The sequence below is a fragment of the Streptomyces formicae genome (assembly GCF_002556545.1).
GTDB classification, from domain to species: domain Bacteria; phylum Actinomycetota; class Actinomycetes; order Streptomycetales; family Streptomycetaceae; genus Streptomyces; species Streptomyces formicae_A.
The window spans coordinates 919,223-944,590 of sequence record NZ_CP022685.1 but is presented as its reverse complement, the minus strand read 5'-3'; the positions used below and the strand labels follow the sequence as shown (position 1 = coordinate 944,590).

At 70.2% G+C, this 25,368-nt stretch carries 2 protein-coding genes (1 of these 2 running past the window's edge); both read right to left on the bottom strand.

Annotated elements, in window-relative coordinates:
- A protein-coding gene (locus KY5_RS03700) for an amino acid adenylation domain-containing protein (RefSeq protein ID WP_098240822.1) crosses the window boundary here: on the bottom strand, positions 1 to 1,936 show its beginning. 5,150 nt of this gene lie to the left of the window's left edge; 1,936 of the gene's 7,086 nt are visible here — the first part of the coding sequence; the start codon lies at positions 1,934 to 1,936; the stop codon falls past the left edge of the window.
- Positions 1,933 to 25,368, bottom strand: coding sequence for a non-ribosomal peptide synthase/polyketide synthase (locus KY5_RS03695; protein ID WP_324959847.1), 23,436 nt, complete (start codon positions 25,366 to 25,368; stop codon positions 1,933 to 1,935). The genes KY5_RS03700 and KY5_RS03695 overlap by 4 nt, the downstream gene beginning before the upstream one ends.

Sequence of the window (25,368 nt, the reverse complement as noted above, 5' to 3'; positions counted from 1 at the left end):
AGACAGCTTGGAAGACGCGTGATCCGGGTGCGAGGTCGAGTGCTTCGGCGTGAGCGGTGAGCAGTGCGGTGATCCCGGTGTGGGTGACGGCGACGCCCTTGGGTTTGCCCGTGGAGCCGGAGGTGTAGATGACGTAAGCCGTGCTCGACAGGTCTTGTTCGATGCACAGGTTGGTGTCGTCGTACCCCTCGACGGCGACGGGCCCGTCCACGACCAGCACGGGCTGGGCGTCGTCGAGCATGTATCGCACCCGCTCCTCCGGATAGCCGGGGTCGACGGGCAGGAAGGCGGCACCGGCTTTGAGTGCCGCGAGTGTTGAGACGATGAGGTCCACGCTCCGGGGCAGTCGCAGCGCGACGACCGTCTCGGGTCCCGCGCCGTGTTCGCTCATCCAGCGGGCGAGTCGGTTGGCGCGCACGTTGACCTCGGCATACGTCAGCTCGATGTCACCGCGGCTGAGCGCGATGCCGTCCGGCGTTCGTGCCACCTGCGTTTCGAACAGCTCGGCGATGGTCAGCGCGGGAAGATCACGCGCGCTGTCGTTCCATCCAACGAGGGCTTGTTCCCGCTCGCGCGGAGAGAGCAGGTCGAGTCCGGCGACGGGCTGGTCGGGATCGGCGACCACGGCCCGCAGCAACCGTTCCAGCCGCGCCGCGATCCCCTCCACCGTCTCCCGGTCGAACATGTCCGGGCGGTGGTCCAGCCGCAGGACCATCGTCCGGCCGGGGACGACGGCGAGGCTGAGCGGATAGTGCGTGGCGTCGTGGCCGCTCGCGCCCGAGACGCGCAGGCCGTTGAAGGTAGGTGTGTCCTCTCCTTCGCCGGTTTCGCCCAGGGGGTAGCTCTCGAACACCATCAGGGTGTCGAAGAGCTCGTTGTGCCCCGTGAGCCGGTTGATGTCGGTGAGGCCGAGATGGTGGTGCTCGGCGAGCTCCGCCTGTTCGGTCTGGACGCGGGTGAGCAGGTCCCCGACGGTCTCCATGGGATCGAGACGTACCCGGACCGGCAGGGTGTTGATGAAGAGCCCGACCATGCCTTCCACACCGGGGAGTTGAGGGGGCCTGCCGGACACGGTCATGCCGAAGGTCACGTCGTCGCGGCCCGTGAGCTGCTGGAGCAGCAGCGCCCAGCAGCCCTGCACGACGGTGTTCGGCGTGAGCCCGCGGCGCCGTGCGAAGGCGGTGAGGTCGGCCGTCAGCGCCTCGGGGAGGGGGCGGTCGAGCCGTTCGGGGCGGGCGGTGGCCTGCCCGGGGCCCGTTGGCTCGGCACCGGTGCGCGCCGAGTCCGCGGGCGCGACCAGCGTCGGCCCGTCGACACCGGCCAGTGCCGCACGCCACGCCTCCGTCGAACGCGCCGGGTCCTGCTCGCCGAGCCAGGCCAGATAGTCGCGGTAGGGAGTCGCGGGCGGCAGCCCGGAGCCGTCGCCGTGGTGCTCGTAGAGGTGGAAGAAGTCCCGGTACAGGACAGGCAGCGACCAGCCGTCGAGCAGGATGTGGTGCGCCGTCAGGGCGAGCCGGTGCCGCCGCTCGCCCAGGCGTACGAGTGCGAAGCGGAGCAGCGGCGGGTCGGCCGGGTCGAAGCGGAGCGTCCGCTGCTCGGCCAGGACCCGGTCCAGCGCCTCCTGTCGCGCGTCGTCTTCGAGGCCGCCGAGGTCGGTCTCGTACCAGGGGACGGTGACCTCGGCGGGGATGAGCTGGACGGGCTGCTCCAGGTCCTCGTCCCAGAAGCCCGCGCGCAGGTTCGGGTGCCGGGCGAGCAGGGCGTCCGCGGCGCCGCGCAGCGCCTCGGCGTCGAGCGGACCCTCCAGGTCGAAGACGACCTGGAGGACGTAGACGTCGGCGCGGTCCTCGTCATAGCGGGCGTGGAAGAACATGCCCTCTTGCAGGGGCGCGAGGGGCCATACGTCGACCAGTTCCGACAGTTCCGGCTGCGTCACTTGCGTTTCCTCCACGCTGCTTCGATCTTCGACAACTGACCCCGGCCCATTTTCACCAGGGGTGCCTGTGGCTCTGTTTGAGGTGCCGGTTCAGCAGGCCCGGCCGGTTCTGCCGGTTCCGTCGGTTGCGCGTGTTCGGCGAGCGCGGCGACGGTCTTGTGCAGGAACACGTCCCGAGGTGTGATCACGTACCCGGCCGTACGGGCCCGGCCGACCACCTGGATCGACATGATGCTGTCGCCGCCCAGATCGAAGAACCCGTCGTCCACGCCCACCTCGACCCCGAGCACCTCGGTGAACACCTGGCAGAGGGCGACCTCCGCAGGTGTGCGCGGCGCGCGGGACGCGGGTGCGGGGGCGAAGTCCGGCTCGGGGAGCGCGGCACGGTCGAGCTTTCCGTTGGCGGTCAGCGGGAACGCGTCGAGCCTCACGATCGCGGCGGGGACCATGAACTCCGGTAGCCGGGCGCGGACGAACTCCCGCAGGGTGAGGCTGAGTTCGCCGGTTTCGGCGCCAGTGTCGGATTCGGACGTCACATACGCCACGAGCCGCTCGCCGCCCCGGACCACCGCCACCGCCTGACGTACCGCCGGATGCCCGGCCAGCGCGGACTCGATCTCGCCGAGCTCGATGCGGAAGCCGCGCAGCTTCACCTGGTCGTCGGCGCGCCCCACGAAGTCGACGCGGCCGTCCGCGCGGCGGCGCACCAGGTCGCCGGTCCTGTACATGCGCTCGCCACGGTCGCCGAACGGACAGGCGACGAACCGTTCGGCGGTCAGGGACCCACGCCCCGCGTACCCGCGTGCGAGCCCGGCGCCCGCGATGTACAACTCGCCGACGACGCCCGCCGGGACCGGTGAGAGCCGACCGTCGAGCACGTACACCCGCGTGTTGGCGATCGGCGTGCCGATGCCCGGCGTCTCGTCCTCCACGGGTGCCGCCGTGGACCAGATGGTCGTCTCCGTCGGACCGTAGACGTTCAGGACGGAACCGGCACGCTTGGCCAGCGACACCGCCAGGTCCTGCGGCAGGGCCTCGCCGCCGACGAGCACGCTGACCCCGTCGAGCCGTACGTCCGTCGCCAGCAGAGCACGCCAGAGACTGGGCGTGGCCTGCATGACGGTCGTGCCCGACCGGGTGAGCAGCGCGCCGAGCGCCTGCGGATCGCGTACGGTCCCGCGCGGCGCGACCACGACGCGGGCGCCGCTCACCAGCGGGACGAACAGCTCGAGGCCCGCGATGTCGAACCCCGTCGTGGTGACCGCGAGGAACGTGTCGCCCGCGCCGAGACCGAGGCGGTCGCGCATGGCCACCACCAGGTTCAGCAGGGCGCCGCCGGGCACGGTCACACCCTTGGGCCGCCCGGTAGAGCCCGATGTGTAGATGACGTACGCGGGATGGAGCCCATGGCGTCGTACGTCCCCGGCCTCGGGCCCGCCCCCGGTCCCGCCCTCGATCTCCGCCTCGGCGTCGAGCGAGTCCAGGACGACGACCGGCCGCGCGTCGTCGAGCATGAACCGGATGCGCTCCTCGGGATACTCCGGATCGATGGGCAGATAGGCCGCACCGGTCTTGAGCACGGCCAGCATCGCCACCACGAGCCCGGCCGAACGCGGCAGCCGCAGCGCGACGAGCCGCTCGGGTCCCGCGCCGCGCGCGACGAGCGAGCGCGCCATGCGGTCGGAGCGCGCGGCGAGTTCGGCGTACGTCAGCTCGACGTCGTCGAAGGCGACCGCCACGGCGTCCGGGGTGCGCCGCGCCTGAGCGTCGACCAGTTCCGGTACGGACGACGACGGCAGGTCGAGCGCGGTGTCGTTCCCTGCGGTGAGCGCCTGGTGGCGTTCGTCGGCCGTGAGCAGGCCGATGGCGCCGACCGGCAGGTCGGGGTCGTCGGCGACGGCGGAGAGGAGCCGTCCGAGTCGCCCGACCAGCGCTTCGACCGTCGGTCGGTCGAAGACGTCGGAGCTGAACTCGACGAACCCGTCGATGGTTCCCTCGGCCGTGTTCTCCGTCAGGTTGAACACCAGGTCCATCCGGGCGGTCCTGGTGTCCGTCGCCACGGGGGACGCGGTCAGGCCGGGCAGGCCCAGCGCCGACCGCGCGGTGCTCTGCCAGGCCAGCATCACCTGGAAGAGCGGATGGTGGGCCAGGGTGCGGGACGGGTTGAGCACGTCCACCAGGTGTTCGAAGGGGACGTCCTGGTGGGCGTAGGCGTCGAGGTCGGTTTCGCGGACGCGGGTGAGGAGTTCGCGGAAGGTGGGGTCGCCGGACACGTCCGTGCGCAGGACGAGGGTGTTGACGAAGAAGCCGACGAGGTCGTCGAGTGCCTCGTCCGTGCGTCCCGCGATGGGTGTGCCGATCGGGATGTCGTCACCGGCGCCCGAACGCGAGAGCAGTGCGGCCAGCGCCGCGTGCACGACCATGAACGTGGTCGTCCCGCTGTGCCGTGCCAACTCGGCGACACGCGTGCCGAGTTCGGCGTCCCAGTGGTACGTCAGGCTGCCGCCCCGGTACGAGGCGATCGCCGGGTGCGGGCGGTCCGTCGGGAGTTCGATCCGTTCGGGGAGTCCGGCGAGCCGCTCCTTCCAGTGGCCGAGCTGCCGGGCCAGCGGGCTGTCCGGATCGGCGCTGTCTCCCAGGAGTTCACGCTGCCACAGCGTGTAGTCGGCGTACTGCACGGGCAGCGGCTCCCACGTCGGCGCCGCGCCGTCGTGCGAGCGCGCCCGGTACGCGGTGGCGACATCGCTCCACAGGGGTGCGAGCGAGGAGCCGTCGGCCGCGATGTGGTGCACCACGAGGGCGAGGACGTGCTCGTCCGGAGCGAGCTCCAGGAGCTCGGCGCGGACGGGCGCTTCGGTGCCCAGGTCGAAGGCGTGGCGCACGGCGGCGGCGACCGCCCCGTCCAGCGACGCGGCGTCCACCCGGCGCGTGTGCAGGTTGGGCCGTGCCGCGTCCGGGGCAAGGACGTGCTGGTAGGGCGTGCCGTCGTGTTCGCGGAACACGGTCCGCAGGCTCTCGTGCCGGGCCGCCACGTCCGCGAGCGCGGCTTCGAGGGCGGCGCGGTCGAGTGTGCCTGTCAGCCGTACGACCAGCGGAATGTTGTACGTGGCCGAAGGGCCGTCGAGTCGGTACAGGAACCACAGGCGCTTCTGCGCGAACGACAGCGGGAGCCGCTCGGGACGCGTCGCGGGGCGCAGTGCGATCCTGGCCCGTTCCGTGCCTTCCTGTTCACCGAGCACCCGGGCGAGCGCCGCCACCGTGGGCGCCTCGAACAGCGCCTTCACGCCGAGCTCCGCGCCGAACGCCGAGCGGACGCGCGACACCAGCTTCGTCGCGAGCAGGGAGTGCCCGCCCAGGTCGAAGAAGCTGTCCTCCACGCCGACCTGGGAGGTGCCGAGGACGTCGGCGAAGAGCGCGCACAGGACTTCCTCGGCCGGGGTGCGCGGCGCGCGGAACGAGGGCCCGGAGATGAACTCGGGCACGGGCAGGGCGGCTTTGTCCAGCTTTCCGTTGGAGGTCAGCGGAAGTTCGTCGAGGGCCACGACGGCGGCGGGGACCATGTACTCCGGGAGGCGCGTACGCACGAAGTCCCTTATCGCACCCGCGAGTTCGGCCTCAGGTGTGTCCGTCGAGGTATCCCTGACGACGTAACCCACCAGGACATCGCCCGCCCGCGCCACCACGGCGGCCCGGGCGACGGCCGGATGCTCCGCCATGACGGCCTCGATCTCGCCGGGCTCGACTCGGAAGCCCCGGACCTTCACCTGGTCGTCGGCGCGCCCGGCGAACTCCAACTGCCCGTCGCCGCGTCGGCGCACCAGGTCGCCCGTGCGGTACATCCGCTGCCCGTCCTCGAAGGGACAGGCGACGAACCGTTCGGCGGTCAGCCCGGACCGGCCCGCGTACCCGCGCGCGAGTCCCGCACCGGACACGTACAACTCGCCCACCACACCCGTCGGCACGGGCCGCAGCCCGCCGTCGAGCACATAGACGCGGGTGTTGTCGACGGGGACGCCGATCGGGACAGGGCCCGGTCGGCCCCCGGCGGGCAGCGGCGCGCTGATGGTGACGCAGACCGTGGACTCCGTGGGGCCGTACGCGTTGATCATCGTGCGGCCCGCCGACCAGCGCGCGGCCACCTCGCGCGGGCACTCCTCACCCGCGACGACCAGGACACCGCCCGAAGGGAAGTCCTCCGGCGCCACCACGGGAAGCAGTGCGGGAGGCAGCGTCATGTGGGTCACACCCTGTCGGACGCACAGGGCCCCGAGCCGATCGGGAGCCAGCTCCTCCTTCGGCGCCATGACCAGCGCGGCCCCGGAGAGCAGCGCCATGCACAGCTCCCACGCCGCCGCGTCGAAGCTCACCGAGGCGAACTGCAGGACCCTGCTGTCACCCGAGACCCCGAACCGTTCGATCTGCGTCGCGGACAGACTGCCGATGCCCGCGTGGGTGACGGCCACGCCCTTCGGACGGCCGGTCGACCCCGACGTGTGAATGAGGTAGGCCGGGTGCGAGAGGTGGAGCGGCCGCACACGTTCGCGCTGGGTGAGGTCGGTGTCGGCGAAAGCCTTGACCGACACGTCGTCGACGCGGACGAGGGGAATGCCCAGCGGCCCGGCGGCAACACCGTCGGGCAGGACCGTGTCGGCCCCGGTCAGCAGGCACACCGGCGCCCCGTCCCGCAGGATGAACGCCACCCGTTCCGACGGGTATCCCGGATCGACGGGCAGATAGGCGCCCCCGGCCTTGAGGGTGGCGAGGAGCGCCACGACCAGTTCGGGCGACCGGTCCACCAGGACGGCGACGGTCGACTCGGGCCCCACGCCCTCGGCCACCAGGTGGCGGGCGAGGCGATTGGCCCGGGAGTTCAGCTCGGCATACGTCAGCTCGGTGTCCTGGAACACCAGGGCCACCGCGTCCGGGGTGCGTGCCACCTGCGCCTCGAACAGCTCGGGCAGGGTGTGGCCGGGCAGCTCGCGCGCCGTGTCGTTGAACGTGGTGAGCAGTTCACGGCGCTCCGAGCCGCTCAGCAACTCGATGGCGCTGACCGGCTGTTCGGGATCGGCGACCACGGCGGCGAGCACCCGGTGGAGCCGCTCCACCAGTGCGACGACCGTCGCCTCGTCGAAGACGTCCGTGCTGAACTCGACCACCCCGTCCAGGCCCGCGGGATCCCCGTCACCCGCCCGGCTCTCCGCGATGCTGATCACGAGGTCCATGCGGGCGGTGCCCGTCCCCACGGGAGCGGCCTCGACGGCGAGACCCGGCAGCGCCAGCCCGACATCGGGCGTGTTCTGCCACGCCAGCATCACCTGGAACAAGGGATGGTGGGAGAGGGCGCGTGCCGGGTTCAGCGCCTCGACGAGGAACTCGAACGGCACGTCCTGGTGCGCGTACGCGTCCAGATCGGTCTCCCGGACCCGGGCGAGCAGATCACGGAAGGTGGGATCGCCCGACACGTCCGTACGCAGGACCAGCGTGTTGACGAAGAACCCGACGAGGTCGTCCAGGGCCTCGTCGGTACGTCCCGCGATGGGGGAGCCGACGGCGATGTCGTCACCGCCGCCGGATCGGGCGAGGAGCGCGGCGAGTGCCGCGTGCACGACCATGAACACGGTCGCACCGCTGCTCCGCGCCAACTCCGCGAGTCCCGCGTGCACGTCGGCGTCCCAGCGGAACGTCAGCGTGCGGCCCCGGTAGGAGGCGACCGCCGGATGCGGGCGGTCCGTGGGCAGTTCGAGCCGCTCGGGCAGGCCCGCGAGCCGCGTCCGCCAGTAGCCGATCTGCTCGGCGAGCACACTGTCGGGATCGCCGCCGTCGCCCAGGAGTTCGTGCTGCCACACCGTGTAGTCGGCGTACTGCACGGGCAGCGGCTCCCATGCCGGAGCCGCGCCGTCGCGCGAGCGCGCCTCGTACGCGGCGGCCAGGTCGCGCCAGAGCGGTTCGAGCGACCAGCCGTCGGCCGCCACATGATGCAGGACGAGGACCAGCGTGTGCGCGTCCGGCGCGGACGTGAACAGCGTGGTGTGCAGGGGCAGTTCGTCGCCGAGGTCGAAAGCGTGCCGTACGGCCGACGCAACGGCCCGGTCGACCTCATCGGCGGGTACCTCGGCGGCATCGAGTACGGGAACCGCCGAGGCGGCATCGAGCACCAACTGGTAGGGCGTGCCGTCGTGTTCACGGAACACGGTCCGCAGGCTCTCGTGCCGGGCGACCACGTCCCCGAGGGCCGCAGCGAGGGCGTTCCGGTCCAGTATCCCTGTCAGCCGTACGACCAAGGGGATGTTGTACGTGGCCGAAGGGCCTTCGAGGCGGTGCAGGAACCAGAGCCGGTTCTGCGCGAACGACAGCGGAAGCCGCTCGGGGCGCTCCGTCGCCGCCAACGCCAGACGGGCCCGCTGGGCGCCCGAAAGCAGCCTGGCGAGCGCCGCCACCGTGGGCGCCTCGAACAGTGCCCGCACACCCAGCTCCACACCGAAGACCGACCGCACTCGTGACACGAGGCGGGTCGCGAGCAGGGAGTGCCCGCCCAGGTCGAAGAAGCCGTCGTCGACCCCGACCGTGCGCACTCCGAGGATCTGGGCGAAGAGCCCGCACAGCAACTCCTCGACCGGCGTCCTCGGCACCCGCGACGTCGATGCGGCCAGGAACTCCGGCACCGGGAGCGCGGCCCTGTCCAGCTTGCCGTTGGCCGTCAGCGGGAACTCGTCCACGACGAGGACAGTGGCCGGGACCATGAACTCGGGCAGCCGCGTGCGCAGGTGCTCGCGCACCGAGGCGGCGAAGGCGCCGATGTCGCGCGACACGGCTGGATTGTTGGCCCACGCCGCCGGGTTCTCCCCGGCGCCACTCGGTCCCGGCCGGTACAGCCCTTCGAGGACGGTGCCCTCGGGCACGTCGGCCGAGAGGAACACCGCGTCGAGAAGGTCCTCGGACTCCGCCGACCAGGTGAGCACGGTCCGGTAGCCCAGGCTCTCCCCGAGCCGGTGCAGCTCCTCCGGATCGACACCGGGCCCGTCCGCCTCGGCGAGGGTGCGCAGCAGCTCGGCGGGTGTGTCACCGGCGGCGAGTCGACGCACGGTGGCGACTTCGGCGGTGAGGCGTTTGTTGGGGATGCCGGTGACACGTATGGCGGGGCTCTGGTGGGACCTCAGGAGTTCGGTGAGGTCCTGCCCCCAAGGGTGTTGGGGGATGGTGGTGAGGTCGAGTGTGGTGGGGGGTGTTTTGTGGAGGGTGGCGTCGTAGCGGTGGCGGGTGAGTTCGTTGTGGTGGTGGCCGCGTTTGAGGTGGATTTGGGTGGTGTGGGTGGGGGTGTGGTGGTGGAGGGCGGTGAAGTATTGGGGGGCGATGAGGAGTTCTTTGTCGCGGACGAGGGCGCGTTCGATGGTGGCGCGGAGGGTGGTGGTGTGGGTGTGGGGGGTGGTTTGTTGGGTGTGTATGGCGGTGTGGAGGGTGCGGGCGGTGTGGAGGTTGCGGATGTCGCCGATGTAGAGGGTGCCTGTGGGGGTGAGGAGTTGGAGTGCTTTGGTGATGACGTTGGTGAGGTAGTCGGCGTTGGGGAAGTACTGGATGACGGAGTTGATGATGATGACGTCGAAGTGGTCGGTCGGCAGGCCGCGCATGTCGTGGGCGGGCTGATGCCGCAGCTCCACACGGTCCGCGAGCGCCGCAGGGATCTGTGCCCGCAGCGCCGAGACGACCCCGGCGGAGAAGTCGGTACCCCAGTAGCTGTCGCAGTGGGGTGCGAGTTGGGAGAGGAGGAGTCCGGTGCCGACGCCGATTTCGAGGATGTTGTGGGGGTTGAGGGAGCGGATGGCGTCGACGGTGGCGTCGCGCCATTCCCTCATCTGGTCGAGGGGGATGGGTTGTTGGTCGTAGCTGCTGTTCCAGCCGATGAAGTTCTGTCCCCAGGTGGCGGTGGCGGCGTCGGTGTAGAGGTCGTCGTAGATCTCCTGCCACTCACCGACCTGCGCGTCCGCGACACCTTCGGCGGTACTGTCCGGGGGAGCTGAGCCCTCAGCGGTGGCGGCAGCGTCGTCCGTCCCGCTGCCCGACGCCCCCACGACGTACCCGATCAGACGCTGCTCACCCGCCTGGTCCTCGTGGGTCACGACCACGGACCTGGCGACCCCGGGGTGCGCGTCCAGAGACGCCTCGATCTCGCCGAGCTCCACGCGGAAGCCGCGGACCTTGACCTGTCCGTCGGCGCGGCCGACGAACTCCAGGCGCCCGTCCGCACGCCAGCGCACGAGGTCGCCGGTGCGGTACATCCGCTGCCCGGCCTCGAAGGGGCAGGCCACGAAACGCCCGGCGGTCAGGCCGGGGCGCTCCAGGTACCCGCGTGCCAGACCGGCGCCCGCCACGTACAACTCGCCCACGATGCCCACGCCGACAGGTCGGAGTCTCTCGTCGAGGACATACGTGCACGTGTTGGCGACCGGAGCGCCGATCGGCATGACGTGGCCCAGCTCGTCGGCGGACCGCACGGGGTGGCAGGTGGCGAAGGTGGTCGTCTCCGTGGGGCCGTAGCCGTCGACCACGACGAGGTCGGGGCAGGACCGCAGCGCCCGCTGGACCGCGCCGGGCGACACCACGTCGCCGCCGGTCCACACCTTGCGCAGCCCGGCGAGGCAGTCGGCCGCCTCCTCGACGAACGCGTGGAAGAGCCCGGCACTCAGCCAGGCGCCGGTGATGCCGTGCCGCTCCACCAGCGCGCCGAGTCCGCCGGGTGTGAGCCCACCGGTCGGTGCGAGGACCAGTCGGCCGCCGTTGAGGAGAGGCACCCACACCTCGTAGGTGAAGGCGTCGAAGGTGTGCGGCGAATGGACGAGCACCCGCTCGCGGGCGGCTGCCCCGAAACACGGGTCGAGAGCGAGGGCGACGACGTTGTGGTGCGTGGTGTGGACGCCCTTCGGCGTCCCCGTGGACCCGGATGTGTAGATCACGTATGCCGGGTGCTGTGGATGCGGGGCGAGGCGTGGGGAGCGGCCCGCATCCGCGTGTTCGTCGTGTTCGTCGTGCGTGCCGCCGACGGGCAGATCGCCGTCCAGTACGAGGACGGGGCGGGCGTCGTCGAGCATGAAGCGGATGCGCTCGGCGGGGAAATCGGGGTCGATCGGCAGATAGGCCGCACCCGACTTGAGCACCGCGAGCATGGCCACGATCAGCTCGGGTGACCGGCGAAGACAGAGCCCCACGGTCTGCTCCGGGCCCGCGCCGTGGTCGATCAGCCAGTGCGCGAGCCGGTTCGCCCGCGCGTCGAGCTCGGCGTAGGTGATCTCCGTGTCCCCGGCGACGTCCCCGGCCGTACCTCCGGCCACGCTTCCTGCGACGATCGCGACGGCGTCCGGCGTGCGGGCGGCCCGTTCCTCGAACAGCTCCGGCAGCGTCGCCGCGGGAAGCTCGTGCGCGGTGGCGTTCCACTCGGTGACGACGCGGGCCCGCTCGCGCTCGGACAGCAGGTCGATGGCGCCGACCGGCTGGTCAGGGTCGGCGATCACCGAGGCGAGCAGCCGCCCGAGCCGGGACATGAGGGCTGCCACGGTGGACTCGTCGAAGAGGTCCGCGCTGTACTCGACGATCCCGCCGTCCTCGTCGAGGTAGAAGGACAGGTCGAACTTGGCGGTGCCCGTCTTCACGAACTCAGGACGCGACGCGAGGCCGGGCAGTTCGACATCGTGCGGGGCGTTGTCCTGCCAGGCCAACATCACCTGGATCAGCGGGTGATGGGACAGCGACCGCGTCGGGTTGAGCACCTCCACCAAGTGCTCGAAGGGCACGTCCTGGTGCGCGTAGGCGTTGAGGTCCACCTCCCGTACGCGGTCCACCAGTTCACGGAACGTCGGATCCCCCGACGCGTCGGTGCGCAGCACCAGGGTGTTCACGAAGAAGCCGACGAGCTGGTGCAGGGCGTCGTCGGTGCGGCCCGCGATCGGACTGCCGACGGCGATGTCGTCACCGGCTCCGGAGCGGGAGAGGAGCGCCACCAGCGCGGCGTGCACGACCATGAACACCGTGGCCCCGCTGTCACGGGCCAGCTGGGCAAGGCCCGCGTGCAGCTCCGCGTCCCACTGATGGGCGAAGGTGCCGCCACGGTAGGTGGCGGGCGAAGGGTGGGGGCGATCGGTCGGCAACGCGGTCCGCTCGGGCAGCCCGTCCAGGGTCTCCCGCCAGTACGCCAACTGGCGCGCCATCGTGCTGTCCGGGTCGTCCGCGCTGCCGAGCAACTCCCTTTGCCACAGCGTGTAGTCCGCGTACTGCACGGGAAGCGGCACGCGGTCGGCGGCCCGCCCGTCGCGCGACCGCGCCTCGTACGCGGCGGCGATGTCCTGCCAGAGCGGCGCAAGGGACCAGCCGTCGGCGGCGATGTGGTGCACGACCAGGACGAAGACGCAGTCCTCCGGAGAGATCACCAAAAGGCGTGCGTGGACGGGCAGTTCACTGCTCAGGTCGAAGGAGTACCCGACGGCCTCGTCGATGGCGGCGGCGAGATCGCCGCTCTCTTCGACCTCGCTCACGTCGAGCACGATGCGGGCGGCCTCGCCCTGGAGCACCTGCTGGAACGGTGTGCCGTTCTTCTCGGGGAAGACGGTGCGCAGGCTCTCGTGCCGGCCGACGACGTCGCCGAGCGCGGCGGCGAACGCCGCGCGGTCCAGCGAGCCGAAGAGCCGGATCGCGAAGGGGACGTTGTAGGTCGGCGACGGGCCTTCGAGGCGGTGCAGGAACCAGAGGCGGTTCTGGGCGTACGACAGCGGCGGGTGCTGCGGCCGCGCGACGGGCACCAGCGCGGGACGTGCCTGATCGGCGCTGCCCAGCTCCCGAGCGAGCGAGGCGACGGTCGGCGCCTCGAAGAGGGCCCGCACGCCGAGCTCCACACCGAACAGCGAACGCACGCGTGAGACGAGCCGTGTGGCGAGGAGTGAGTGTCCTCCGTGATCGAAGAAGTTGTCGTCGATGCCGATGTGGGGGGTGTTGAGGAGTTGGGCGAAGAGGGTCTGGAGGAGTTCTTCGGTGGGGGTGCGTGGGGTGCGGGAGGTGGTGGGGTGGGTGGTGAAGTCGGGTGTCGGCAGGGCGGCGCGGTCGAGCTTGCCGTTGCTGGTGAGCGGGAACCGGTCGAGTACGACGACGGCTGCCGGGACCATGTACTCGGGCAGACGGTCGCGGACGAAGTCGCGCAAGAGTGAAGGGAGTTCGGCGGCACCGGTGTTTGCCCCAGTGGCCGCCGGGACCACGTATCCGACGAGGCGGTGGCCGTCGTACGCCGTGACGACGGCCTGGGCCACATCAGGATGCTCGGTCAGGACGGCGTCGATCTCGCCGAGTTCGATGCGGAAGCCGCGTACCTTCACTTGGTCGTCGGAGCGTCCGATGAATTCCAGTTGTCCGTCGGCGCGTCGGCGGGTGAGGTCGCCGGTGCGGTACATGCGTTGGCCTGGGGTGAAGGGGTTGGCGATGAAGCGTTCGGCGGTGAGGGCGGGGCGGTTGGTGTAGCCGCGTGCGAGTCCTGCGCCTGCGAGGTAGAGCTCTCCTGTGACGCCGGGGGGTACGGGCTGGAGTCGGTCGTCGAGGACGTAGGTGTGGGTGTTCCAGAGGGGTGTGCCGATGGGCACGGTGGTGGTGTGGGTGTGGTCGTCGGTCCAGGTGGTGGCGTAGACGGTGGCTTCGGTGGGGCCGTAGGCGTTGATGAGCCGAGTGCCTGGGTGTGCGGCTCGGATGCGGGTCAGAGCGTGGGCGGGCAGGGCTTCGCCCGCGAGGACGATGGATCCGGTGATGGTTCCGTGGGTGTCGGTGAGGGCGTGGTCCAGGACGGAGGGGACGCCACTGACGAGTCCAGGGACGGGCTCATTCCTCAGACGGTCCGTCAGGGCCAGTCCGTCAGCGATGAGTTCGACGCTGCCGCCGTTGAGGAGTGGGGCGAGGATTTCGAAGACGGAGACGTCGAAGGCGAGGGAGGTGGAGGCGATGGTGTGGTCGAAGCCGTGTGTGCCGCCGAATACCGCACCGGCCCAGGAGACCAGGTTGACCACGGCACTGTTGGGGACAGCGACACCCTTCGGCCGTCCCGTGGACCCGGACGTATAGATGACGTAGGCGGGGTGGAGAGGGCGGTGATCGGGTATCGCGGGGTCGGTGTCGGGGTGGTCGTCGGCGGCGAGGGGGTGCTCGATGGTGGTGAGGGGGCGGGCGTCGTCCAGCATGAACTGGATCCGCTCCGCCGGGTACGTGGGGTCGATGGGCAGGTAGGCGGCACCGCTCTTGAGTACGGCAAGCACCGCGACGACCATCTCGGCGGAGCGGGGCAGCTTGAGGGCGACCACCCGCTCCGGCCCTGCGCCCTGGGCGATGAGGTGGTGCGCGAGCTTGTTCGCGCGGCAGTTGAGTTCGGCATACGTGAGCCGGGTGTCCTGATGGATGACGGCCGTCTGGTCCGGAGTACGGGCGACCTGCGCCTGGAAGAGCTCGGCGAGGGAGGCCCGGGGGACCTCGTTCGCCGTGTCGTTCCAGGTGGCGAGGGCATGGTCGCGCTCCTCCTCGCTGAGCAGGTCGATGTCCCCGATGCGTCGGTCGGGATCGGCGACGGCAGCGGCGAGGAGGCGGCCGAGTCGGGCGGTGAGGGCTTCGACGGTGCTGCGGTCGAAGACGTCGGTACTGAACTCCACTTGACCGTCGAGGCCGTTGGCCTCGCCGTCGGCGGTACGGCGCTCGGTGATCCCGAAGGTCAGGTCCATCCGCGCGGTCCCGGTCCACACGGGGACGGTCTCGACGGTCAGACCACCGAGGTCCGACGTGGCGAGCCCTCCGCTCTGCCAGGCGAGCATGGTTTGGAAGAGGGGGTGGTGGGCGAGGGTGCGTTGGGGGTTGAGGATTTCGACGAGGTGTTCGAAGGGGATGTCTTGGTGGGCGTAGGCGTTGAGGTCGGTTTCGCGGGTGCGGGTGAGGAGTTCGCGGAAGGTGGGGTTGCCGGATGCGTCTGTGCGGAGGACGAGGGTGTTGACGAGGAAGCCGATGAGGTGGTCGAGGTTGTTGTCGGTGCGTCCGGCGATGGGGGTGCCGATGGGGATGTCGGTGCCTGCGCCGTGGCGGGTGAGGAGGGTGGTGAGGGCGGCGTGGGTGATCATGAAGGGGGTGGTGCCGGTGGTGCGTGCGAGTTCGGTTATGTCTGTGTGGAGTTGGGCTGCCCAGTGGAAGGTGTGGGTGTCTCCTTGGTTGGTGGTGGCGGTGGGGTAGGGGTGGTCGGTGGGTAGGTCGATGCGGTCGGGGAGGTCGGAGAGGGTCTCCTTCCAGTGGGCGAGCTGGTCGGCCATGAGGCTGTGCGGGTTGGTGCCGTCGCCGAGGACGTTTCGCTGCCAGAGGGTGTAGTCGGCGTACTGCACCGGGAGCGCGGCCCAGTCGGGAGCGGCTCCCGTCAGCCGTGCCCGGTATGCCTCGGAGACATCGCGCCAGAGCGGTTCCAACGACCAGCCGTCGGCGGCGATGTGATGGGCCACCAGAACGAGGACGTACGCGTCGTTCGGCAGCGCGAGCAGCTCCGCGCGGAGCAGGACGTCACGGCTCAGGTCGAACGGACGGCGGACCGCGGCGGCCGTCGCGGCGGAGACGTCCGCGTCGGTGGTGTGACGCAGGTCGGTGACGACGAAGTCGGGCCGCGCGTCCGCCACGTCGAGCACGTGCTGGAACGGGGTGCCGTCCTCCTCGCGGAAGACCGTGCGCAGGCTCTCGTGCCGGGTCACGACGTCGGCGAGCGCGGCCTCCAGGGCGTGCTGGTCGAGGGTGCCGGTGAGACGGAGTGCCAGCGGGATGTTGTACGTCGCCGATGGCCCCTCCAGGGTGTGCAGGAACCACAGCCGGTTCTGCGCGTACGACAGGGGGAGCTTCTCCGGCCGAGTCACCGGACGCAGAGCGAGACGCGCCTTCGCGGCGCTTCCGAGAATCTCGGAGAGCGCGGCGACGGTCGGCGCCTCGAACAGGGCTCGTACGCCGATCTCGGCGTCGAAGGCCGACCGGATCCGGGAGGTGAGGCGGGTGGCGAGGAGTGAGTGTCCGCCGAGGTCGAAGAAGCTGTCGTCGATGCCGACTTGGTGCTGCCCGAGGACATCGGCGAACACGCCGCAGAGGATCTCCTCGGCAGGTGTCCTGGGCGCGCGGTAGGAGGTGGTCTCGAAAGTGGGATCCGGGAGCGCGCTCCGGTCGAGCTTTCCGGTGCCGGTCAGCGGAAGCTCGTCCAGGACCACGAGCGCCGCCGGGACCATGAAGTCCGGAAGCTGCTTGCGTACGAAGGTCTTGAGCTCCGCGGCGAGCCTCTCGCCGTCGGTCGCGTCGGTCGCGTCGGCCGAAGTGGGCACGACGTACCCCACCAGGCGCTCACCGTCGTGCGCGACGACGGCGGCCCGGTCGACATCGGGGTGGCCGGTCAGCGCGTTCTCGATTTCGCCGGGTTCGATGCGGTAGCCGCGGATTTTGATTTGGTGGTCGGTGCGTCCGGCGAAGGTGAGGGTGCCGTCGTGGTGGCGGCGGGCGAGGTCGCCGGTGCGGTACATGCGTTGGCCTGGGGTGTAGGGGTTGGCGATGAAGCGTTCGGCGGTGAGGGCGGGGTGGTGGGTGTAGCCGCGGGCGAGGCCGGGGCCTGCGAGGTAGAGCTCTCCGGTGACGCCTGGGGGGACGGGGCGGAGCCAGGTGTCGAGGAGGTAGGTGTGGGTGTTGGGGATAGGTTGGCCGAGCGAGGGCAGCGTGGTGCTTGTGGTGAGGGTGGTGCAGACGGTGGCTTCGGTGGGTCCGTAGGCGGTGATGAGGTGGCGGTTGCCGGTATTCCATTGCTGGGTGAGGTCGGGTGGGCAGACTTCACCGCCGACCAGGACGTAGCGCAGGTCGGGGAGTTGGTCGGGGTCGAGGGTGGCGAGGAGCGAGACGGGCAGGGCTACGTGGGTGGCCGCGCTTGATTTGAGGGCGGTGGTGAGTTCGTCTCCGGCGAGTTGTCCGGGGCTGTCCAGGAGGAGGGTGGCGCCGGTTCCGAGGGTCATGATGAGGTCGCAGACGGCGACGTCGAAGCTGGGGGAGACGGCTTGGAAGACGCGTGCTCCGGGTGCGAGGTGGAGTGCTTCGGCGTGGGCGGTGTGCAGTGCGGCAATCCCGGTGTGGGTGACGGCGACGCCCTTGGGTGTGCCCGTGGAGCCGGAGGTGTAGATGACGTAGGCGGTGTTGGCCGGGTCCTGCGGGGTGTGCAGGTTGGTGTCGTCGTACCCCTCGACGGCGATGGGCCCGTCCACGACCAGCACGGGGCGGGCGTCGTCGAGCATGTATTGCACCCGCTCCTCCGGATAACCGGGGTCGAGGGGCAGGAACGCTGCTCCTGCCTTCGCGGCTGCGAGCGCGGAGACGACCAGCTCGACCGAGCGGGGCAGTCGCAGCGCGACGACCGTCTCGGGTCCCGCGCCGTGTTCGCTCATCCAGCGGGCGAGTTGGTTGGCGCGTGCGTTGACCTCGGCATACGTCAGCTGGACGTCGCCGCGGCTGAGTGCGATGCCGTCCGGTGTGCGGTCCACCTGCGTTTCGAACAGCTCCGTGATGGTCAGCGCGGGAAGATCGCGCGCGCTGTTGTTCCATCCGACAAGGGCTTGTTCCCGCTCGCGCGGGGAGAGCAGATCGAGTCCGGCCACGGGCTGGTCGGGATCGGCGATCACGGCCCGCAGCAACCGTTCCAGCCGCGCCGCGATCCCCTCCACCGTCTCCCGATCGAAGAGCTCCGCGCTGAATTCGACGAGCCCGTCGACGGCGGTACCGGTGCCACCGTCGATCCGGCTCTCGGTCAGGCTGAAGGCCAGGTCGAGCCGTGCGGCCTCCGTGCTGACCGCGAGGGTCTCGGTCGCGAGGCCAGGCAGGTTCAGCTCGGATTCCGCAGTGTTCTGCCAGGCCAGGAGCACCTGGAACAGAGGGTGGTGGGACAGGGCGCGGCTCGGGTTGAGCACCTCGACGAGATGCTCGAAGGGCACGTCCTGGTGGGCGTACGCGTCCAGGTCCGCTTCCCGTACGCGGGCGATCAGCTCTCGGAAGGTGGGCGCGCCGGACACGTCCGTACGCAGGACGAGGGTGTTGACGAAGAAGCCGACCATGTCGTCGAGCGCTTCGTCGGTGCGGCCCGCGATGGGGCTGCCGACGGCGATGTCGTCACCGGCTCCGGAGCGGGAGAGGAGCGCCACCAGTGCGGCGTGCACGACCATGAACATGGTGGCGCCGGTCGTACGTGCCAACTCGGCGAGGCCCGCGTGCAGTTCGGCATCCCACCGGAAGGTGTGCGTCCCGCCCCGGTACGAGGCCACCGCCGGATGCGGACGGTCGACGGGCAGCTCGATGCGCTCCGGCAGACCGGAAAGGGTCCTGCTCCAGTGCGCGAGCTGATCCGCCATGGCGCTGCTCTGGTCCGTGCCGTCGCCGAGCACGTCGCGCTGCCACAGGGCGTAGTCGGTGTACTGGACCGGCAGCGGTGCCCAGTCGGGTGCCCGTCCGTCCCGGACCCGTGCCGCGTACGCGGTGGTGATGTCACGGCACAGCGGCGCAAGGGACCAGCCGTCGGCAGCGATGTGATGCACGACGAGCACAAGGACGCACTCGTCCGGTGAGAGGGCCAACAGCTCCGCGTGTACGGGCAGTTCGGTGCTGAGGTCGAAGGCATATCGGACGGCGCGGTCGATCGCCGCGTCCAGCCCGGCCGCGTCCACCGTCTCGGTCACATGGAGTGTGGGGCGGGCGGCCTCGCCCTGGAGTACCTGCTGGAACGGGGTGCCGTTCTTCTCGGGGAAGACCGTGCGCAGGCTCTCGTGCCGGGACACGACGTCGGCCAGCGCGTCCGCCAGCGCCTGGCGGTCCGGAGTGCCGGTCAGTCGTACGGCCAGCGGGATGTTGTACGTGGCGGACGGGCCTTCGAGGCGGTGCAGGAACCAGAGGCGGTTCTGGGCGTACGACAGCGGCGGGTGCTGCGGCCGAGCGACGGGCACCAGCGGGGGCCGCACATGTTCGTCGCTGCCCGCATCCCGCGCTGCCTCCCGCGCCACCTCCTGTGCCAGCGAGGCGACGGTCGGAGCTTCGAACAGGACACGCACGCCGAGTTCCACGCCGAGCACCGACCGGATACGGGACATCAGGCGCGTGGCGAGGAGTGAGTGTCCTCCGTGGTCGAAGAAGTTGTCGTCGATGCCGATGTGGGGGGTGTTGAGGAGTTGGGTGAAGAGGGTCTGGAGGAGTTCTTCGGTGGGGGTGCGTGGGGTGCGGGAGGTGGTGGGGTGGGTGGTGAAGTCGGGGGTCGGCAGGGCGGCGCGGTCGAGCTTGCCGTTGCTGGTGAGCGGGAACGCGGGCAGGACCATCACCGTGGCCGGGACCATGAAGCGCGGCAGCCTGCCGCGTACGAAGTCCCTTATGGATCCCTGAAGTTCAGCTTCTCCTGTGGGAAGTGTGGCGTTGTCGGACGGCACGACGTAGGTGACGAGCAGCTCGTCGTTGTGCGTCACCGAGAGGGCCTGGGCCACATCAGGATGCTCGGTCAGGACGGCGTCGATCTCGCCGAGTTCGATGCGGAAGCCGCGTACCTTCACCTGGTCGTCGGAGCGTCCGACGAATTCCAGGTGTCCGTCGGCGCGGCGGCGGGCGAGGTCGCCGGTGCGGTACATGCGTTGGCCTGGGGTGAAGGGGTTGGCGATGAAGCGTTCGGCGGTGAGGGCGGGGCGGTTGGTGTAGCCGCGTGCGAGTCCTGCGCCTGCCAGGTAGAGCTCTCCCGTGACGCCCGGGGGTACGGGCTGAAGTCGGTCGTCCAGGACGTAGGCGTGGGTGTTCCAGACAGGTGTGCCGATGGGCACGGTGGTGGTGTGGCTGTCGTCGTCGGTCCAGGTGGTGGCGTAGACGGTGGCTTCGGTGGGGCCGTAGGCGTTGACGACGCGGGTGTCGGGCTGGGCGGAGCGGATGTTGGCGAGGGTGTGGGCGGGCAGGGCTTCGCCCGCGAACACGATGGATCCGGTGATGGTTCCGTGGGTGTCGGTGAGGGCGTGGTCCAGGACGGAAGGGACGCCACTGACCAGCCCGGGGACGGGCTCATTGCCTAGGCGGTCCGTCAGGGCCAGGCCGTCAGCGACGAGTTCGACGCTGCCGCCGTTGAGGAGCGGGGCGAGGATTTCGAAGACGGAGACGTCGAAGGCGAGGGAGGTGGAGGCGATGGTGTGGTCGAAGCCGTGTGTGCCGCCGAATTCCGCACCGGCCCAGGAGACCAGGTTGACCACGGCACTGTCGGGGACAGCGACACCCTTCGGCCGTCCCGTGGACCCCGACGTATAGATGACGTACGCCGGATGCTGCGGATGCCGGACCACACGTGTGAGGTCCGCGACCGAACGGCCGCTCACACCGGAGCCTGCCGCTGCCCCCGTGACCGAGTCCGTTCCGTCGAGTACGAGGACCGGGCGGGCGTCGTCCAGCATGAACTGGATGCGCTCCGCCGGGTACGTGGGGTCGATGGGCAGGTAGGCGGCACCGCTCTTGAGTACGGCAAGCACCGCGACGACCATCTCGGCGGAGCGTGGCAGCTTGAGCGCGACGACCTGCTCCGGTCCTGCCCCCTGGCCGACCAGGTGACAAGCCAGCGCGTCAGCACGGGAGTTCAACTCGTCGTACGTAAGTCGTGCGTCCTGGAAGATGACGGCGGTCTCGTCCGGGGTACGGGCCGCCTGCGCCTCGAAGAGCTCGGCGAGGGAGGTCGGGGGGACCTCGTGGGCCGTGTCGTTCCACAGGGAGACGGCCTGCCGGCGCTCCTCCTCGCTGAGCAGCACGACCTCGCGTACCGGCAGATCCGGGTCGGCCACCACCGCTGTCATCAGGCGGCCGAGCCGTTCCGTCAGGGCGTGGACCGTGTCGTGGTCGAAGATGTCGGTGCTGTACTCGACGACACCGCCGACGCCCGCCGGGGCGCCGTCGGCCGCGTGCAGCTCCGTGACGCTGAGGACCAGGTCCATCCTGGCCGTGCCGGTGGCCGCGAGAGAGCCTTCCGCCGAGAGACCCGGCAGGTCGAGACCGGAGTTGAAAGCCTGCTGCCAGGCCAGCATCACCTGGAACAACGGGTGGTGGGCCAGGGTTCGTTCGGGGTTGACGGCCTCCACCAGGTGTTCGAAGGGGACGTCCTGGTGGGCGTAGGCGTCGAGGTCGGTTTCGCGGACGCGGGAGAGGAGTTCCCGGAAGGTGGGGTCGCCCGACACGTCCGTGCGCAGGACGAGTGTGTTGACGAAGAAGCCGACGAGGTCGTCGAGTGCCTCGTCCGTGCGTCCCGCGATGGGTGTGCCGATCGGGATGTCGTCACCGGCGCCCGAGCGCGAGAGCAGTGCGGCCAGCGCGGCCTGCACGAGCATGAAGACGCTGGCACCCGAACCCCGCGCGAGCCGGACGAGACCGGCGTGCAGTTCGGCGTCCCAATGGAAGGTGAACGACCCGCCCCGGTACGAGGCCGCCGCCGGGTACGGGCGGTCCGCGGGCAGCTCGATCCGTGCCGGGAGACCCGCAAGTGCCTCCTTCCAGAAGTCGAGTTGGCGGGCGAGGGCGCTGTCCGGGTCGGTCGGCTCGCCGAGGATCTCGCGCTGCCAGAGCGTGTAGTCGGCGTACTGCACCGGCAACGGCCGCCACTCCGGCGTCGTGCCGCGCAACCGTGCCTTGTAGGCGGTGGCGACATCGCGCCACAGCGGTTCGAGCGACCAGCCGTCGGCGGCGATGTGATGGACCACGAGGACGAGGACGTGCTCACGCGGCGACAGGGCGAAAAGCCTGCCGCGCAGGGGAATTTCCGTACCGAGGTGGAAGGGCTTCTGGACCGCCGACGCGATCGCCTCTTCCAGACCTTCCTCGGTGACCGCGGAAACCGGCAGTGCCGGCCGGGCGGATTCGGCGTCGAGCACCAACTGATAGGGCACGCCTTCGTGTTCACCGTCGCCGTCGTGTTCACGGAAGACGGTTCGCAGGCTCTCGTGCCGGGCCACCACATCGGCGAGCGCGGCCTCCAGGGCACGCTCGTCCAGGGTGCCCGTCAGCCGTACGACCAAAGGAACGTTGTACGTGGCGGACGGGCCTTCGAGGCGGTGCAGGAACCAGAGCCGGTTCTGCGCGAACGACAGCGGTAGCCGCTCGGGCCGCTCCGCCGCCTCCAACGCCCGGCGCGCCTTGCCCGCGCCGCCCAGGACACGGGCGAGCGCCGCCACCGTCGGCGCCTCGAACAGCACCCGCACACCCAGCTCGACGCCGAACGCCGACCGCACCCGCGACAGCAACCGCGTCGCCAGCAGCGAATGCCCGCCCAGCTCGAAGAAGTCCTCCTCCGCGCCGGTCTCCGGCAGGCCGAGCACATCGGCGAAGAGCCCGCACAGAACCTCCTCGACGGGCGTACGGGGCGGACGCGAAGTCGCCGTCCGGAACTGCGGTTCGGGCAGTGCGGCCCGGTCCAGCTTCCCGTTGGCGGTCAGGGGGAAGGAGTCGAGGACCACGAAGGCGGACGGCACCATGAAGTCCGGGACCTTGCCGCGTACGTGTTCCCTGAGCGATGCCACGAAGGAGCCGATGTCGCGGGCGGTCGCGGGGTTGCTGGCGAACGCGGAGGGGTTCGTGGCGCCGGGGGCGATCGGAGGGCAGAGGTCGATGGGCGGGCGGCCCTGCGCCGCGTCGTCGAGGTCACGCGCGACGAACACCGCGTCCATGCCGTCCTCGCGGTTCGCGGACCAGGTGAGGCTGACCCGGTAGCCGAGCTCCTCACCCAGCCGGTGCAGCTCCTCGGGATCGACCGCGCCGGACTCGTCGGGCCCGTACAGCGCCCGCCTGATCTCCTCCGGCGCGTCACCCTCCGCGAGCCGCCTCTTCGCTGCCGTCTCCGCGGTGAGGCGCTTGTTGGGGATGTCGTTGACGCGCACGACGGGGTTCTGACCGGGCCTCAGGTGCTCGGTGAGGTCTTGCCCCCAGAGGAGTTGGAGGGGATCGGTGGGGTGGGGTGTGTGGGTGGTGGGGGGTGTTTTGTGGAGGGTGGCGTCGTAGCGGTGGCGGGTGAGTTCGTTGTGGTGGTGGCCGCGTTTGAGGTGGATTTGGGTGGTGTGGGTGGGGGTGTGGTGGTGGAGGGCGGTGAAGTATTGGGGGGCGATGAGGAGTTCTTTGTCGCGGACGAGGGCGCGTTCGATGGTGGCGCGGAGGGTGGTGGTGTGGGTGTGGGGGGTGGTTTGTTGGGTGTGTATGGCGGTGTGGAGGGTGCGGGCGGTGTGGAGGTTGCGGATGTCGCCGATGTAGAGGGTGCCGGTGGGGGTGAGGAGTTGGAGTGCTTTGGTGATGACGTTGGTGAGGTAGTCGGCGTTGGGGAAGTACTGGATGACGGAGTTGATGATGATGACGTCGAAGTGGTCGGTCGGCAGGCCGCGCATGTCGTGGGCGGGCTGGTTCCGCAGCTCCACGCGCTCCAACAGGTCAGGGTGGCCTGCCAGTTGGGCCTTGAGGCCGTCGATCACCGCGCTCGACAGGTCCATGCCCCAGTAGCTGTCGCAGTGGGGTGCGAGTTGGGAGAGGAGGAGTCCGGTGCCGACGCCGATTTCGAGGATGTTGTGGGGGTTGAGGGAGCGGATGGCGTCGACGGTGGCGTCGCGCCATTCCCGCATTTCTTCGAGGGGGATGGGTTGTTGGTCGTAGCTGCTGTTCCAGCCGATGAAGTTCTGTCCCCAGGTGGCGGTGGCGGCGTCGGTGTAGAGGTCGTCGTAGATCTCCTGCCACTCACCGACCTGCGCGTCCGCGACACCTTCGGCGGTACTGTCCGGGGGAGTTGAGCCCTCGGCGGCGGCAGGGTCGTCCGTCCCGCTTCCCGACGCGCCCACGACGTACCCGATCAGACGCTGCTCACCGTCCCGATCCGGGCGTGCGATCACCGCGGCCTGTGCGACGCCCGGGTGTTCGGCGACGACCGATTCGACCTCACCCAGTTCGATGCGGAAGCCGCGGACCTTCACCTGGTCGTCGGCGCGCCCGACGAACTCGAGCTGACCGTCGGCGTGCCTGCGTACGAGGTCGCCGGTGCGGTACATCCGCTGCCCGGACCCGGACGGACAGGCCACGAACCGTCCCGCGGTCAGGCCGGGGCGGTCCAGGTACCCGCGTGCCAGGCCCGCGCCCGCCACGTACAACTCGCCCGTCACCCCGTCGGCGGTGGGCCGCAGGTACTCGTCGAGCACATGGGCGTCGAGGTCGGCGAGCGGCTCGCCGATGGCGCTGCCCGCACCGGCGACCGCCTGCGCGCGGTCGAGGGCGCGGTAGGTGACGTGCACCGTGGTCTCGGTGATGCCGTACATGTTGACCAGCAGGGGAGCGCGGTCGTCGTGACGCTCGTACCAGGGCGCGAGGCTGCCGAGGTCGAGTGCCTCGCCGCCGAAGACGACGGCGCGAAGCCGCAGCGCGTCGCCGAGCCCGGGGTTCTCGCGGTCGGCGCGCATCAGGCCCTGGAAGGCCGAGGGCGTCTGGCTGAGCATCGTCACACGCTCGTCGACGAGCAGCCGCAGGAAGTCCACCGGCGATCGGCTCGTCTCGTACGGGACCACGACGAGGCGGCCGCCGTGCAGCAGGGCGCCCCAGATCTCCCACACGGAGAAGTCGAACGAGGTGGAGTGGAACAGGGTCCAGGTGTCGTCCGCGGTGAGCGGCAGGCGTCGGCCTATGGAGTCGAAGAGGCGGACGACGTTCCGGTGCGTCACGACGACGCCCTTGGGGGTGCCGGTGGAACCGGAGGTGTAGATCACGTAGCAGGGGTTCGACGCGACGGCCCGCGGCGCGGACGGCGGGGTGTCGGGGAGGGCTTCGAGTGTGGCGAGGGTGCCGTCGTCGTCCACGACGAGGCGAGGGATCGCGGTGCGCGCGCCGGTGCCCGGCGCGGTGTCAGTCGCGTTGTCGCTCGCGGCGTCGAACTGCCTGCCGATGTCGGCCGTGGTCACGAGCAGGACCGGTGCCGCGTCGTCGAGCATGAAGTCGATGCGCTGACGGGGGTAGGTCGCGTCGACCGGCAGGTACGCGCCGCCCGCCTTCAGGACGGCGAGCAGCGCCACGATCATCCCGGCCGAGCGGGGCAGTGCGAGGGCGACCAGGCGCTCCGGTCCGACGCCGCGCTCGATCAGCAGGTGGGCGAGGCGATTGGCCCGCCGCTCCAGCTCCGCGTACGTGAGCTGTTCGTCCCCGTCGAGCACGGCCGTCGCATTCGGCGTGCGCCGCGCCCGGGCCTCGAAGATATCGACAGGAATGGGCTGCTGATATTCGCGTGATATAGGCAGGGAGTAGCCTTGAGCGTCGGACCGCATTACGCTTAATTCCCCCATTGCTTGTTCTTTTTCAATTACAGTGCGGAAAATACACTGAACCACATGGCGAAGCTTTGTTCGATGTGATTCACGCCACAT